The 13,991-nt window shown below is 62.3% G+C and carries 10 protein-coding genes and 1 pseudogene; 5 read left to right on the forward strand and 6 right to left on the reverse strand.

Annotated elements, in window-relative coordinates:
- Positions 1 to 419: 419 nt before the first annotated feature.
- From D0550_RS28120 to D0550_RS28130, 3 genes are read right to left on the reverse strand one after another with little or no spacing between them, the layout of a single operon-like run.
- Positions 420 to 1,796: a glycosyltransferase family 39 protein gene (locus D0550_RS28120; protein ID WP_116812527.1), complete on the reverse strand. Its 1,377-nt coding sequence runs from the start codon at positions 1,794 to 1,796 to the stop codon at positions 420 to 422.
- Positions 1,797 to 1,824: 28 nt separating this feature from the next.
- Complete coding sequence (locus tag D0550_RS28125; protein WP_153067394.1) at positions 1,825 to 2,676, reverse strand: D-alanyl-D-alanine carboxypeptidase family protein; 852 nt, start codon at positions 2,674 to 2,676, stop codon at positions 1,825 to 1,827.
- Positions 2,657 to 3,709 (reverse strand): DUF3617 domain-containing protein, encoded by a 1,053-nt coding sequence (locus D0550_RS28130; protein ID WP_161966103.1) that lies wholly within the window; start codon positions 3,707 to 3,709, stop codon positions 2,657 to 2,659. Before D0550_RS28130 ends, D0550_RS28125 begins: the two co-directional genes overlap by 20 nt.
- Positions 3,710 to 3,894: 185 nt before the next feature.
- Between D0550_RS28130 and D0550_RS28135 the strand changes: the two genes are divergently transcribed.
- From D0550_RS28135 to D0550_RS28155, 5 genes are all read left to right on the forward strand, one after another.
- The gene (locus D0550_RS28135; protein ID WP_116812530.1) at positions 3,895 to 4,248 is read left to right on the forward strand and encodes a DUF1428 domain-containing protein; all 354 of its coding nucleotides are present in this window, start codon (positions 3,895 to 3,897) and stop codon (positions 4,246 to 4,248) included.
- 34 nt (positions 4,249 to 4,282) lie between these two features.
- Complete coding sequence (locus D0550_RS28140; RefSeq protein ID WP_116812531.1) at positions 4,283 to 4,567, forward strand: DUF2277 domain-containing protein; 285 nt, start codon at positions 4,283 to 4,285, stop codon at positions 4,565 to 4,567.
- A 132-nt stretch (positions 4,568 to 4,699) separates the two neighbouring features.
- Complete coding sequence (locus tag D0550_RS28145; RefSeq protein WP_116812532.1) at positions 4,700 to 6,415, forward strand: GH35 family beta-galactosidase; 1,716 nt, start codon at positions 4,700 to 4,702, stop codon at positions 6,413 to 6,415.
- A 28-nt stretch (positions 6,416 to 6,443) separates the two neighbouring features.
- Positions 6,444 to 8,117 (forward strand): glycoside hydrolase family 43 protein, encoded by a 1,674-nt coding sequence (locus D0550_RS28150; protein WP_116812533.1) that lies wholly within the window; start codon positions 6,444 to 6,446, stop codon positions 8,115 to 8,117.
- A gap of 226 nt (positions 8,118 to 8,343) precedes the next feature.
- The gene (locus D0550_RS28155; RefSeq protein WP_116812534.1) at positions 8,344 to 10,239 is read left to right on the forward strand and encodes a SurA N-terminal domain-containing protein; all 1,896 of its coding nucleotides are present in this window, start codon (positions 8,344 to 8,346) and stop codon (positions 10,237 to 10,239) included.
- Positions 10,240 to 10,316: 77 nt separating this feature from the next.
- Here the strand turns inward: D0550_RS28155 and D0550_RS36690 are convergent.
- The 3 genes and pseudogenes from D0550_RS36690 to gloB form a co-directional block, all read right to left on the reverse strand.
- Positions 10,317 to 11,115, reverse strand: a pseudogene (locus tag D0550_RS36690) (enoyl-ACP reductase FabI).
- 79 nt (positions 11,116 to 11,194) lie between these two features.
- On the reverse strand, positions 11,195 to 12,877 hold the full coding sequence (locus D0550_RS28165) for a lytic transglycosylase (protein WP_116812535.1): 1,683 nt from the start codon (positions 12,875 to 12,877) through the stop codon (positions 11,195 to 11,197).
- 168 nt (positions 12,878 to 13,045) lie between these two features.
- On the reverse strand, positions 13,046 to 13,825 hold the full coding sequence (gloB, locus tag D0550_RS28170; protein ID WP_116812536.1) for a hydroxyacylglutathione hydrolase: 780 nt from the start codon (positions 13,823 to 13,825) through the stop codon (positions 13,046 to 13,048).
- Positions 13,826 to 13,991: the final 166 nt, after the last annotated feature.

Below are 13,991 nucleotides of genomic sequence, written 5' to 3' on the forward strand. Positions count from 1 at the left end.
CGCTGGCTGATCAGCTGTTGCAACTGATNTNNNAGACANGTCCACGGTAGCTGGCGGCAGCATGGCACTGAAGGTTTGTATCTGCGCGGCGATCGCGTCGGGCGAGGCCACCAGGCCATAAATGGCAACGGCAGCGGCAAGACTGGGGAACACGGCAAGGAGTGCGAACAACGCCAGGCCGCCGGCGACGATGGATACGTTGTCCGCATCGAGCTGTTTCTGGACGCGCCACACCACATCCCACCAGCCACGCCAGGCGATTTCTACCGGCCGGCGTGCGAGCCGTCCGCGGTTGAGCTCGGTGTTGTCGATCTTGCTGGAGTCGATGCGCGGAGGCATTGGCATATCAAGCGTCGGCTTGCGCTCGTGAACAGAGCAATGACGCAGCACGAGGCCGTATGTTCCCTCGGGCTCAGTCGTCAGTCGTAGCTCGCGAGCTCACAACGCTTGCGATCCACGCCGGGTAGCATGCCTTTGCGCAGAAGGATCAGGTTGATGCGGGAGTAGTAGTCGTCGCCGCTCAAAGCGATGGCACGCTCGAAGGCGGTCTCGGCTTCCCTGAACCGACACTCGATCGCGTAAGCCATGCCAAGATTGTTGGCCGCTCGCGAATTTTCAGGATTGTGCGCGGCGGTGTCTTCCCAGAAGGCGACTTCGGTTTGGTAGACGAGGTTGCGCTGATACGTGGCCCAGCTCAGGGCGACGAGCAGCAAGGCGACAGCGGCCTGGCGTAGCACAGGGCGAGCGGGATGCCAGGACGTGAGCTGAACGGCCAACCACCAGGCTGGCCCGACTGATGCCAGATACAACTGACGATCATTGGCTACGTCCAGGCGTGGCAAGAGCGAGTTCGTCGGCGCAAGCCACAGCATGAACCACAACACCGCGAACGCGCTCACCGGCCTGCGTCGCAGGTTCAGCAACGCCCAAACAAGCGAGCCAATCCAGGCCATGCAAAGGATCGCAGTCCGCCAGTCCAGCGAGGTGACGATCGGCAGCTGTGGATCGGCGTTGCCGTTGGTGATGCGGATCAGCTGGCCGGACAGATACAAGAGCGCACGCGATTGCGTCAGGAGATTTTCGCCGATGGTGCGCGTGTCGAGACTCACCGCAAGCAGGCGACGGTAGGTGGGCGAGCTGAGCGCGACGACGAACATCGCAGCCATGAGCAGGAGCAGTGGCGTCAGTCGTTTCAGCGTGGGCGTCAAAGGACGGTCGGCGGAGTAGAGCAGTAGCGCGAGCGGCAGTATCAACGCTGTTTCTTTGGTCGCAACGGCCAATCCGAAACAAATGCAGCAGCTCGCGAGCCATGCATAGGCGTACATGGGGCGCGCGATTTCCTCGCTACGAACCCAGCCATACAGGCTCAGCAAACAGAAGCACGCCGCGAGTGAGCTCGACCGGCCGGAGATGTAGGTGACGGCTTCGGTTTGCACTGGGTGCAAGGCGAACAGCAGCGCAGCCAACACCGCAGCATGCGATGCCATGGATTCGGAGAGCCCGGCGCGCAGGCCGCGGGTGCGAAGCAGTGAGCCCACGAGTGTTGCGCTCAGGGCGTGAATCAGGAGGTTCACCCCGCGAAAGCCGCTCGGATTGGCATCCAGGGCAAAGTTCAACGCATAGCTGAGCTTCAGCAGCGGACGAATGCCCGGCATCGATTGCCACCACGCGGCGAGCGAGTGGACGCGCGGCTCGTTGACGATGACGTTCCAATCGTCGAACTGAAAGCTGGCGCCGAGGGCAGGCCACCACAACAGGAAGATGGCCGCAGCTGGCAGTGCTGGCAGCAGCGCCATGGCCCGGGAAATATCCGCGGTGGAGGTATCAGTTCGCAAGGATCGAGCCGAACGCATCTTCGATCATTCCATGCGCCAGCCACCATCGCTCCGTGCCGCCCAGCATGACGAGCCAGACGTCATGGCCCTGACGCCGCACATACGCAATCAGGCATTGCCCGGCCTGTGAGGTATTGCCGGTCTTCAATCCCTGGGTGCCTGCCAGGCGGCCGAGCAGTGCGTTCGTGCTCGTGAACTTGATCGTGCGTCCCGCGTGAGTCGTGAGCTGCGCTTCGGGAAGCGCCGCGAGGTGCGCGATGAGAGGTACCGCGCGAGCGGCGCGTGCGAGTTTCAGCAAATCAGTGGCAGTGCTGTACTGACCGGTCGCGTCGAAGCCGCATGGATCCACGAAGTTCGAATCACTCATGCCGAGCCGCACGGCACGCGCATTCATTTGCGCTCTGAACGCATTGAGATCGGCGCTGATGCTTTCAACGAGTGCACGACACGCATCGTTGGCGGAGCGGACCAGCATTGCGGCCAGTGCCGCACCGGCAGTGACCTGTTCGCCTGCTTTCAGGCCAAGCCGAGAGGGGGGAACGCTTGCAGCGTACTTGCTGACCGTGATCCAGCGCTCCGCATTCCAATTGGAATCGAGTGCGATCAGCGCCGTGAGCAATTTGGCGAGTGAGGCGGGTTGCAGGCGCAGAGTCGGCGCACGTTGCCACAGCAATTGGTCGTCCAGAACGACCATGTAACTGCGCGCCGCCGACGGATAAGGATCCGCTGCCTCCGCGTGCAGCGGCGAGGCGAGCGTCAACAACAACACGCCGACCAGGGAGGCAAAGGCCTGCATCCCCGAGCGGCGCGTGATGTGACGATTAGTTCGAGAACAGGCCACCCAGTGCCTTCTTGCCCTTGTTGAACAGACCTTTGGTCTTATCGACGGCGTTCTGCGGCTGCTCCTGCGCAGGATCCTGCTGTTCGTCCCTCTCTGGATCCTGAGTGCCACTCTCGCCGCTTGCGGACCGTGCCGACGAGCGTTGCGCGCGCCGTTCCTGGTCCTGGTTGCTGGCGTACTCGGAGCAGAAATTACGATAGTTCGAGGCAATCGCCGTGTAACGACGGCCTGCGCAGTGTTGCGCAGCGATGCCAGCGGCCAGCGTTGGGCACTCGTTCGCGATGAAGCCCAGATCGTTTCTCTGCTCAGCGCTCTTGCACAGGCGTTCGCGTTCCTGTTCCAGCGAGAAGCCGCAGACGCGCGCCGACTCCGTCAGCGGCTTGGCGCGCGGATCGTTGTTCACCGCAACGCTCGCAGCTCTGCGCTCCTGCTGCGAGAGACGACGGAAATTCGAAGGCTTACGAACGGAGTCGCAGTAGGTGCGCTTGTCTGCCGGGTCCTTACACTGAGCCAGGAACCACGGATCGTTCGCTTGCTCGGCCATTTCATGGCAGCGGTAAATCATCTCCTCCTCGGCGCGCTTCTGCTGCCGCTCGATGTCGGCCTGCAATTTCTTCATCACGAAGTTCGCCTCGCTGCCGTCGCACTGGCCGACCTTCTGGCCCTCGTACTTCATGACCATCGACTCGCCGCCGGTGGTGATTTCCATCTGGCCCTTGTAGTGATCGGGGCTGATGTAGGTGAGCTGCGCCGAGCCTTCGGCCGCGTTCTCGCCGGTGCAACGCATCTTGAAGCTCTGCACGTTGCCGCTGCGCTTCATGTCATAGATCTGGCAGTCGTCGTCGGTGCGGATCGGCGGCTCCGAGTCCTGGCCCGGCTGCTTGCAGATCTCCGAGTTCTGCGCCGGCATGGACATGCCAGCCATCTGCATGGTGTTGGTGACCTTCCACTTCTCGCCTTCGATCTTGCCCTGGGCCAGCGCCAGCGAGGTGCCAGCACAGGTCAGCAGCAGCAACGCGCACACGTTTTTCATAGTGTTTCCCGCACTGATAGGATTCGTGCAGGCTCGCATGCGGCACCGTCGTGGTCTATGTCCCGTCAAGGCAGTTGACTTTTGGCTGACACCGGCATGTAAGCGCAACAAAATGTCGAAGCGGCTGTCGGAATGAGTCGAGTGGGCGCGTCCTTGGGATGAGTTTCACTCAATAGGAGACGCAAATGGCTTATGTGGATGGTTTCGTCGTACCGGTGCCCAAGGACAAGCTGCAGGTCTACAAGGAAAAGGCGCGGGTCTGCGGCGAGGTGTGGAAGAGTCATGGCGCGCTGAGTTACGTTGAATGCGTCGCCGACGATGTTCCTTATGGCGAGCTCACGTCGTTCCCGCGCGCCGTGCAGGTCAAGCCGGACGAGCTCGTCATCTTCGCGTGGATCACATACGAATCGCGTCAGCAGCGCGATGCCGTGAATGCGAAGGTTATGGAGGATCCGCGCATGAAGGCGATGTTCAATGAAATACCGGTCGACGGAAAGCGCATGATTTTCGGCGGTTTCGAGATGCTCTTTAGTTTGTGATTTGGGCACCCGCGGCGTGCTGACGGAGTGAGATATGTGTCGGAACATCAAAACGCTGTTCAATTTCGAGCCGCCGGCCACCGACGCCGAGATTCATGACGCCTCACTGCAGTTCGTCCGCAAGCTCAGCGGGTTCACGATTCCGTCGAAGGCCAATGCAGCGGCCTTCGAGCGCGCGGTGGAGGAGGTGGCGGCCGCCGCGCGTACCTTGATGAGCACCATGACGACGAATGCAGAGCCCAAGAGTCGTGAAGTCGAAGCGGAACGGGCGCGGGCGCGCAACGCGATCAGGTTCGGCACCAAGCCCGAAAGCGTCTGAGAGTCGCGCACTCGAGGCGCACCCAAGCACGCTGGTGGGGCAGCAGGTTTGACAAGCCGCGCGCCACCGTTGAATACTAAACTCATACAAAAGCCCCGCGATCTGTGTCGAGTGGGCGAGTCGAGGGGGTCGATGGTGAGCATCCAGCGCGCGCGGCGCGTTTTTTTTCGGGCGCGACTGGTAGCGCTATCAGAGCATTTGCCGCACCTGCGGGGTGCCTGGTTCACGGCAGCCGTCGTGGCGCTGCTCGCCGCTTCGATCTTTTCCACCGCATCCGCTACTCCACGTCTGGAACGACAGGGCAGCACGATGCGCCTGATCGTGAACGACCAGCCGATGCTGGTGCTCGGCGGCGAGCTTGGGAACTCCAGCGCCAGTAGCGCCGCGTACATGGCGCCGTATTGGCCCAAGCTCAAACAGATGAACGTGAACACCGTGCTCGCGCCCGTGTCCTGGGAGCTGATCGAGCCGGTGGAAGGCAGGTTTGTCTGGACCTCGCTCGATCAGTTGCTGAGGGACGCGCGGGCTCATGATATGAAGCTCGTGCTGCTGTGGTTCGGCGCATGGAAAAACAGCATGTCTACGTACGTGCCATCGTGGGTCAAACGCGATCAGGCGCGCTTCCCTCGCGTACAGCTGCCGAATGGTCAGAGCACCGACATCCTTTCTGCATTTTCGATCGCGACCCGTGATGCCGATGCGCGAGCGTTCGCTGCTCTGCTGAATCGCATCAAAGAGGTCGACTCGAAACAAAGCACCGTGGTGATGGTGCAGGTCGAGAACGAGATCGGCATGTTGCCGGTGGCTCGGGAGTATGGCGCCGAGGCCAATCGTTTGTTCGCCGAACGCGTGCCCGCAGAATTGATGAGTCATCTCGATGCGTCGCGGGCCAATCGAACGGGGCTGCACGAGTTGTGGGCCGAGCAGGGCGGCAAGCGCGAGGGCACCTGGGTCGAAGTGTTTGGCGAGGGCGATGCTGCCGCTGAAGCATTCACTGCGTGGCACTACTCGCGTTTCGTGGAGGCATTGGTGGTCGCAGGCAAGGCTGCGTACCCGCTGCCGATGTTTGTAAACGCGGCGCTCAATCGCATGAACAAAGCACCGGGCGAGTATCCGAGCGGCGGTCCGCTGCCGCATCTGCTGGATGTCTGGAAAGCCGGTGCGCCATCGCTCGACCTGCTGGCTCCGGACATTTACTTCCCGAACTTTGTCGATCTGGCCGCGCGCTTCCGCCGTGCGGACAATGCACTGTTCATTCCGGAAGCAAACAATGCCGACAAGCCCGAAGTGCCGGCGAATGCGTTCTATGCATTCGGCAAGCTGGATGCGATCGGCTTCTCGCCGTTTTCCATCGAATCCATCGCCGACCGCAAACCCAACCCCCTGGCCGATGCCTATGCCGTGCTGAGGCAACTCAGCCCGGCAATTCTTTCCGCCCAGGGGCTGGCTCGCATGTCGGGTTTCAAGCCGCGCATTCTCGAAGACCAGACCGTGCTCGACATGCCGGTGACCGAGGACATCGGCGGTTATCGTTTCACGGTGTCGTTCATCGATCCATGGATGCCGGAAGCGCAGCAGAGCACGGCCACGCACGGCGGGTTGATCATTCAGACCGGCCCCGAGGATTATCTGATCGCGGGGCAGGGAATCGTCGTCACCGCCAGGCCGATCGGCCCGGGGCCGCCGCTGGCGGGGATCGACCAGGCCTGGGAAGGCACATTCGATTCGCAGGGACGCTGGCTGCCTGGGCGCTTGCTCAACGGCGACCAGACCCATCAAGGACGTCATGTGCGACTGGCGCCCGGCAACTTCCAGATTCAGCAAGTACGGTTCTATCGCTATCGATGAGTGGGCCGCCAGGCGCCCGGTTACAAATATGCACAAACAGATAGGCAAGCAGTTACTACTCGCGGCACTGGGGTGCGCCATATCGCTGTCCGCGCGAGCGGCGCCGACGGTTTCATTCGATTGGTTCGAATACACGGGCAAGGACGCGGTATTTGAGACGCAGCTGCCGGCCGGCAGTTATCGCAATCCCATTCTCGCCGGGTTCTATCCTGACCCAAGCATCACGCGCGCCGGCGACAAGTTCTATCTGGTCAATTCGACGTTCGCTTATTTCCCCGGTATTCCGGTGTTCGAAAGCAGCGATCTGGTGCACTGGCAGCTGCTCGGACATGTGCTCGACCGTCCGCAACAGCTGCCTTTCGACGGGCTGGAGATCTCGCGCGGCGTGTTCGCACCGGCGATTCATCATCACAATGGCGTGTTCTACGTGCTGAATACGCTGGTCGATAGCGGCGGCAATTTCATCAGCACCGCCACCAATCCCGCGGGCCCCTGGTCGGATCCGGTGTGGCTGCCGCAGATCGATGGCATCGATCCGTCATTGTTCATCGACGCCGACGGCAAGGCCTATGTGCTCAACAACGGAGCGCCGGATGAAGCGCCGAGATATCAAGGCCATCGCGCCATCTGGATGCAGGAATTCGACTTGCAACAGCTGAAGCTGGTGGGCCCGCGCCGGGTACTCGTGAATGGTGGCGTGGACATTTCCAAGCAGCCGATCTGGATCGAGGGGCCGCACCTGTACAAGCGGGGCCAGTGGTATTACCTCATGTGTGCCGAAGGCGGCACGGGCGTGAATCATTCGGAAGTGATCCTGCGCTCGAAGTCGGTGTGGGGGCCTTTCGCTGCCTACGAGGACAATCCGATTCTGACACAGCGGGAATTGTCGAAGGAGCGCGCCAATCCCATCACGAACGCCGGTCACGCGGACCTGGTCGAGGCGCCCGACGGCACGTGGTGGGCAACGTTTCTGGGTTCACGCACCTATGACGGCGTGAACTATCACACGGGTCGCGAGACTTACCTGCTGCCTGTGACTTGGAAGAATGACTGGCCCGTGATCCTGGAGCGCGGCAAGGCCATTCCGTACGTCGCGCCGGGGCCGAAGTTGTCGAACATCCATCCACAGGTCGTGCCGCTCACCGGCAACTTCACCTGGCGCGATGAATTCGACGGACGTGAGTTGAACGCGGCCTGGCTGCAGGTGCGCGCGCCGAAGCGCAAGTGGTTCGATCTGTCGGCCGAGCCGGGGCGACTCAACATCGCGCCCAGCGACGAGCGCTTGGATGGCAAGGGCAATCCCGCCTATCTGGGGCGCCGGCAGCAACATCTCACATTCGATGCCAGCACCTTGCTACGACTACCGAAGGAAGCGGGCGTCGCGGCCGGTATCGCGGCGTTTCAGAACGGCCAGCACTGGTACTTTCTGGGGGCGCGTCGCACGGGCGAGTCGGTGCAGGTCTTTCTGGAAAAGAAGAGCGGCACAACGGTGAAGCAAGTGGCGACCGCCACGTTGAAGCAGGCATCCGATGCCCCGATCAAGCTGAAGATCAGCGGCAACGGTCGCGACCATTCGTTCTACTACGAGGCTGCTGGCTGGCAGCCGCTGCTGGAGAATGACGACGGCTCCATTCTCAGCACCGAAGTTGCGGGAGGCTTTGTCGGCGCGACGCTCGGCCCGCACGCACGACTGGAGCACTGAACGGCGGGCCGCACGACCCAGCGGCGCACTTTCTCAGTCGAGCGATGTCAGATCCGCTATTCGCCGCCGCCCGTACAGCGGGACTCGTGCAAGCGGCCGGCAAGGGCGGGGATCGCAAGTCCCCGCCACTAAATTAGTACGTGTTACTATCGCGGCCCCCGGCCGCATGGCGCGCCCGGCAAGTCGTTCGGAATCAAACGTTTAGGGACATTATCCCGCTCCTCACATGCTACAAACCATCCGCGACAAAATCACCGGCTGGGTTGCCGGTCTGTTCCTCGGCGCCATCGGCATCGTGTTCGTGTTCTGGGGCATCGATTTCCAGTCCACCGCCGCCTCGTTCGCGGCCAAGGTGGATGGCGAGCGCATTCCGGCCGAAACCGTGCGCCAGGCCTGGCAGCGTCGGCAGTCCCAGTTGCAGCAGATGCTGCGAGGGGAGTTGCCGCCGGAAATGGCCCGAGCTCAGCAGCAGGCCATCCTCGATCAGTACATCCAGCAGGCGTTGCTCACTCAGCGCGCCAACGACCTGGGCTACAAGGTGAGCGACGAGGCGCTGGCCCGACGCGTGATGGAGATTCCCGAGTTCCAGGTCGACGGCAAGTTCTCGGCGGACCGCTACAACGGCCTGCTGCGTCAGAATGGCCTCACCGAGGCGCGTTTCGAGTCGCAGCTGCAGGGCGACTTGTTGCTCGAACAGTTGCAGAAGGGCCTGGTCGACTCGGCGTTTGCGGTTCCTTATGAGCTGGAGCGCCGCTATGCGCTGGAGAAGCAGCAGCGCGAGCTCGATTACGTGCTGATCGCGGCGAACGACTTCCTGCCCTCGGTCACCGTTACCGACGAGCAGATCCAGAAGTACTACGAACAGAACGGCAGCGATTTTCTGCTGCCCGAGACCGTGGACCTGCAGTACATCGAGCTGACGCGCGCGCAGGCGGAGTCCAAGGTCGATGTCAGCGAACAGGCGCTGAAGGATTACTACGAGACGGTCAAGGAGCGCTTCGAGGCACCCGAGCGGCGCAAGGGGCGTCACATCCTGATCACCGCCACCGACGGCCTGGATGACGCGGCCGCGCAGAAGAAGGCGCAGGAGCTGACCGACAAGGCCAAGTCGGGCGGCGATTTCGCGCAGCTCGCCAAGCAAAATTCCAAGGATCCGGGCTCGGCCCAGCAGGGCGGCGATCTGGGCTGGGCGCAGAAGGGCATGTTCGTCGGCCCGTTCGAGGATGCGCTGTTCAGCATGCAGCCCGGCGAGATCCGCGGACCGGTGAAGACGCAATTCGGCTATCACGTGCTGAAGCTGGAGAACGTCGAGGCAGGCCATCAACAGAGCTTCGCCGAAGCGCGTGCCGAGGTCGAAGCCGAATACCGCAAGGACCGCGCGCAGACCGGCTTCTACGATGAGTCGCAGAAGATGGCCGACGCGGCGTTCGCTGCGCTGACCGAGCTCGACACGGTCGCGAAGTCGATGAACCTGCCGCTGCACGAGATCAAGGGCTTCACACGCGAAGGCGGTGGCGAGTTCGGCGCCGACAAGAGCGTGATCGATGCGGCGTTCAGCGAAGATGTGCTGGATCGTCGCCAGAACAGCCCGCTGGTCGCCGTTGGCGAGGACAAGGCGGTGGTGTTGCGTGCCATCGGCTACAAGGCCGCCGAGCCGCGCCCCTTGGCCGATGTCCGCGGTGAAATCGAATCACGTCTGCGTTCGCAGGCGGCTCGCGAAGCCGCGGCGGCGAAGGGCGCGGATGCCTTGGCTCGTTTGCAGAAGGGCGAGACTTGGGATTCGCTCGGCGCGTTGGGGTTGAAGCCGGTCGGCAAGCGCTTCGTTACGCGCGATGACTCGATCGCACCGCCGGCAGTGCTGCGCTCGGCGTTCCAGGCGTCGAAGTCCGCGATTTCCGAGACGGCGCCTTACGTGTCTGGAGTGACCACTGACGATGGCAACTACGCGGTGCTGGCCGTCACGCAGACTCGTAGCGGTGAGACGGACAAGGAGCCGGAGCAGGAACGCGCCATCCGTCGTCGCCAGGCTGAAATGCGTGCCGGCAATGAAGAGCTGACCGCTTACGTCGAAGAGGCTCAGCGCAACGCCGACATCGTTCGCAACGACAAGGTCTTCGAATAACGCGACTGCGTCAATTCACGAGGCGCAAAAAAACGCCGCGGTCCTGCACGGACCGCGGCGTTTTTCATTGGCCAGTATCAATCGCCTTCGGGGAAGGACATGCCGACGGTATTGAAGCCGGCATCGACATAGATGATCTCGCCGGTAATGCCGGCCGACAGATCGGAGGCGAGGAACGCGGCGGTGTTGCCGACGTCTTCGATCGTGACATTCCGGCGCAGCGGTGCGATCGACGCGACATGGCTGAGCATCTTGCGGAAGCCACCGATGCCGGCCGCCGCCAGCGTCTTGATCGGACCGGCGGAAATGCCGTTGACGCGAATACCTTTCGGGCCGAGGTCCGCAGCGAGGAAGCGCACGCCGGCTTCCAGGCTCGCCTTTGCCAGCCCCATCACGTTGTAGCTCGGCAGCGAGCGGACCGCGCCGAGATAGGTGAGGGTGAGGATGGAGCCCGCGCGACCTTCGAGCATCGGCTCAGCCGCCTTGATGACGGCAGTGAGGCTGTAGCTGGAAATGTCGTGGGCGATGCGGAAATTTTCGCGAGTCGTCGACTCGACGAAGCCGCCGCGAATTGCATCCGAAAGGCGCGAAAATTGCTAACGGCGTGCACGAATGAATGTCGAAGCTTTGTCCCAAGCTCTTCTTGAGCGTCTCGAAACCGGCGGCAATGCTTTCGTCGCTGGCCACGTCCATTTCGAATACCGATGCCGCGCCGAACTCCTTGCCCATGCCTTCGACGCGATCCTTGAAGCGCTCTTGATAGCTGAACGCCAGTTCCGCGCCTTCGCGCTTCAGCGCCTGAGCAATGCCGAAGGCGATGGAACGCTCGGTCGCCAGTCCGATGATGAGGGCGCGCTTGCCTGCGAGGAATGCCATGAACCGCTCCAGTGAAAGAAAACTGGAGCGTAGTTTAGCAATTTGGCGGTCCGCGGGCTGCGGACCGCCGGGAGAGCTCTCAGATACCCGCGCGCCGGCGGTCGTCGATGTACATGACCAGGCGCTGGCCGGGCTTGATGACGCTGCGCTTGGTCAGGTTGTTCCAGCCGAGCAGATCAGACAGTCGCACGCGGAATTTGGTGGCGATGGTCGAGAGCGAATCGCCGCTGCGAACGACGTACGTGGTCGAACGCGCCACGTTGCTGCTGTCGGTGGTGGCGAGCCGGGCGGTGCCCGGAATCGAGAGCACCTGGCCGACGGCCAGCGTGCCGCCGCTATCCAGTCCGTTGCTGTTGGCGAGGCGGTCCATGCTCACACCGTGAGTCTTGGCGATGCTCCACAGCGTGTCGCCGCGACGCACGATGTGCTTGTCCGAAGGCGCCCGGCTACGCGCCGGCGTTTCTTGTTCGTACGAAGCGAGCTGCACGCCGCTTGGCAACTGCATGCCCTTCGGCGCGGCTGCGATCAGCAGTTCCTGACCAGGATGAATCATGTTGCCGCGAAGCTTGTTGGCGGTCTTCAACGCCGCAACCGAGACACCGTACTTATCGGCGATGTGGCCGAGCGTATCGCCACGACGCACTCGGTGATACACGATGCGCACGCGCTCGGTCGGCGGCAGGGCAGCGATGCCTGCCTGGAAGCGGTCGTTACGATCGATGGGCACCAGAATGTGGTGCGGACCGTCCGGATCGGTGACCCAGTGATTGAACGCCGGGTTCAGTGCCAGCAGCTCTTCCTTCGACATCTCGGCGAGCTCGGCGGCGACGTGCAGATCGAGTTGGCCGCCGACGTCGACTTTGACGAAGTAGGGCGTGTTTGCGATCGGCGCGAACGCCAGTCCGTGAGTGGTCGGATCGCCAACGATGCGGCGCATGGCGAGCAGCTTCGGCACGTATGCCTTGGTCTCACGCGGCAGCGTCAAGCTGAAATAGTCGGTGGGCTTGCCGGCGCGACGATTCTTCGCGATCTCGCGAGCCACCCGAGCTTCACCGCAGTTATATGCAGCGACGGCGAGCAGCCAGTCGCCATCGAACTCATCGTGCAGGAACTGCAAGTAGTCCAGCGCGGCGCCGGTCGAGGCGACCACGTCGCGGCGACCGTCGTAGTACCAGTTCTGTTTCAGGCCGTAGCGACGACCGGTCTCGGCGATGAATTGCCACAGGCCCGAGGCGCGCGCGCGCGAATAAGCAACGGGATTGAAGGCGCTCTCGACCACTGGCAACAAGGCCAGCTCGAGCGGCATGTTGCGGGCTTCCAGCTCGCCGACGATGAAGTGCAGATAGCGCTCGCCACGCTTGAAGGTGCGATCCAGGTAAGCGGGATGATTGACGAACCAGCGCAACTCCATGTCGACCGATGGATGGTCGATGTCGCTGATGGTGTAGCCCTTGCGGATGCGCTCGAACAGGTCGCCGCCTTCGGGCAGCGAGTCGTCGCCTTGACCGAGCTCGCGCACCAGGCGCGGACTGCTCTGTGCGTCGAGGGCTTCGATGGCTTCCTCGATCTGTTCGGGACCGGACACGCCGATCGCCGCTTCATCGAGCTTGCTGATCGAGGCATCCAGCTCGACGAATTCGACGGCATCATCGTCGTCTTCGTCGCCGGCTTTCGAGCCGAAGTGGCTGCAGCCAGCCGTCAAGACCGCCAGGGTCGTTGCAATGATTGCTGGCAGCGCGGTCGCTGGTCGCCACTGATACATCTGATCCCTCCACCTGCCTCGCCTCTTATCGAATTCGAGAGGCAGGCGCAAAACTAACCCTGGTCGGCCCTTGATACTCGGCGTACGCCGAGCCGGCGGGCGACTCCCATCACACTCCGGTGCCCGTGCACCTTGGTTGAGAAACGTGCTGTGCCGCCCACGGCAGCACTAGCGAAAACTGTCCTTCCACTGCCGGATGACAGCGAATACTTCAGGTTGACTAGGTAACCTGCGGCCGGCATAGGCTTCAGCGGCCTGTTTCACACTCTGATCGTCACAGCGCAGAAAAGGGTTCACATTCCTCTCCCGCCTGATGTCGGTTGGAATCGTTGCCTCATCCCGGGCGCGCAGCTCCCGGCAATGCGACAGATAGCTGGCTGCCGCCTGGTTGTGCGGCTCGACCGCCTGGCCGAATTTCAAGTTGCTTAGCGTGTACTCGTGCGCGCAGTACACCAAAGTTTCGGCAGGCAGGGCCGCAAGCTTGGACAGCGAATCGTGCATTTGTTCCGCAGTGCCCTCGAACAAGCGACCGCAGCCGGCGCTGAACAACGTATCGCCGCAGAACACAGCGCCATGACCGACATATGCAATGTGACCTGCGGTGTGCCCTGGGACGTCTAGCACGTCGAAGGCGAGACCGAGGTCGGGAAAGAGGGCGCGATCGCCTTCACGCAACCGTTGTGGATTGCCGGGAATGACCTCGGTCGCTGGCCCGTACACCGGAATTCCGCGGCGATTTTGCAGCAGCTCCTCGACACCACCGACATGGTCGCCGTGATGATGGGTGAGCAGCAGTCCGGACAGCGTGAGATTGCGGGAGGCGAGCGCGCGCTCGACCGGCTTGGCATCGCCCGGATCGACGACCACGACGCGCGCAGCGTCCTGGGGCGAATGAATCAGCCAGATGTAATTGTCAGTAAATGCCCGAACCGGGGTCACTTGCAGCATCGTTGTACCGACCCCGGAAAGCAGCGTACCAGGGGGTATTAAACATGCCATGTGGCTGACCGGCAAGCATTAATCACGGCGTATCCGCGGCTATTTTCGCGTTCGGTTGCGGCGGCACTGCGGATCGGTGCGGAAGTTGCCACTCAAGTGCCTGCTGGGCAGGATG

The sequence above is a fragment of the Steroidobacter cummioxidans genome (genome assembly GCF_003104955.1).

What these genes read in the sequence shown, in the direction of transcription:
- D0550_RS28140 (WP_116812531.1), top strand. Translation starts at nt 4,283, where the DNA reads ATGTGTCGGAACATCAAAACGCTGTTCAATTTCGAGCCGCCGGCCACC.
- D0550_RS28155 (WP_116812534.1), top strand. Translation starts at nt 8,344, where the DNA reads ATGCTACAAACCATCCGCGACAAAATCACCGGCTGGGTTGCCGGTCTG.
- D0550_RS28165 (WP_116812535.1), bottom strand. Translation starts at nt 12,877, where the DNA reads ATGTATCAGTGGCGACCAGCGACCGCGCTGCCAGCAATCATTGCAACG.
- D0550_RS28150 (WP_116812533.1), top strand. Translation starts at nt 6,444, where the DNA reads ATGCACAAACAGATAGGCAAGCAGTTACTACTCGCGGCACTGGGGTGC.
- D0550_RS28130 (WP_161966103.1), bottom strand. Translation starts at nt 3,709, where the DNA reads ATGAAAAACGTGTGCGCGTTGCTGCTGCTGACCTGTGCTGGCACCTCG.
- gloB (WP_116812536.1), bottom strand. Translation starts at nt 13,825, where the DNA reads ATGCTGCAAGTGACCCCGGTTCGGGCATTTACTGACAATTACATCTGG.
- D0550_RS28135 (WP_116812530.1), top strand. Translation starts at nt 3,895, where the DNA reads ATGGCTTATGTGGATGGTTTCGTCGTACCGGTGCCCAAGGACAAGCTG.
- D0550_RS28145 (WP_116812532.1), top strand. Translation starts at nt 4,700, where the DNA reads ATGGTGAGCATCCAGCGCGCGCGGCGCGTTTTTTTTCGGGCGCGACTG.
- D0550_RS28120 (WP_116812527.1), bottom strand. Translation starts at nt 1,796, where the DNA reads ATGGCGCTGCTGCCAGCACTGCCAGCTGCGGCCATCTTCCTGTTGTGG.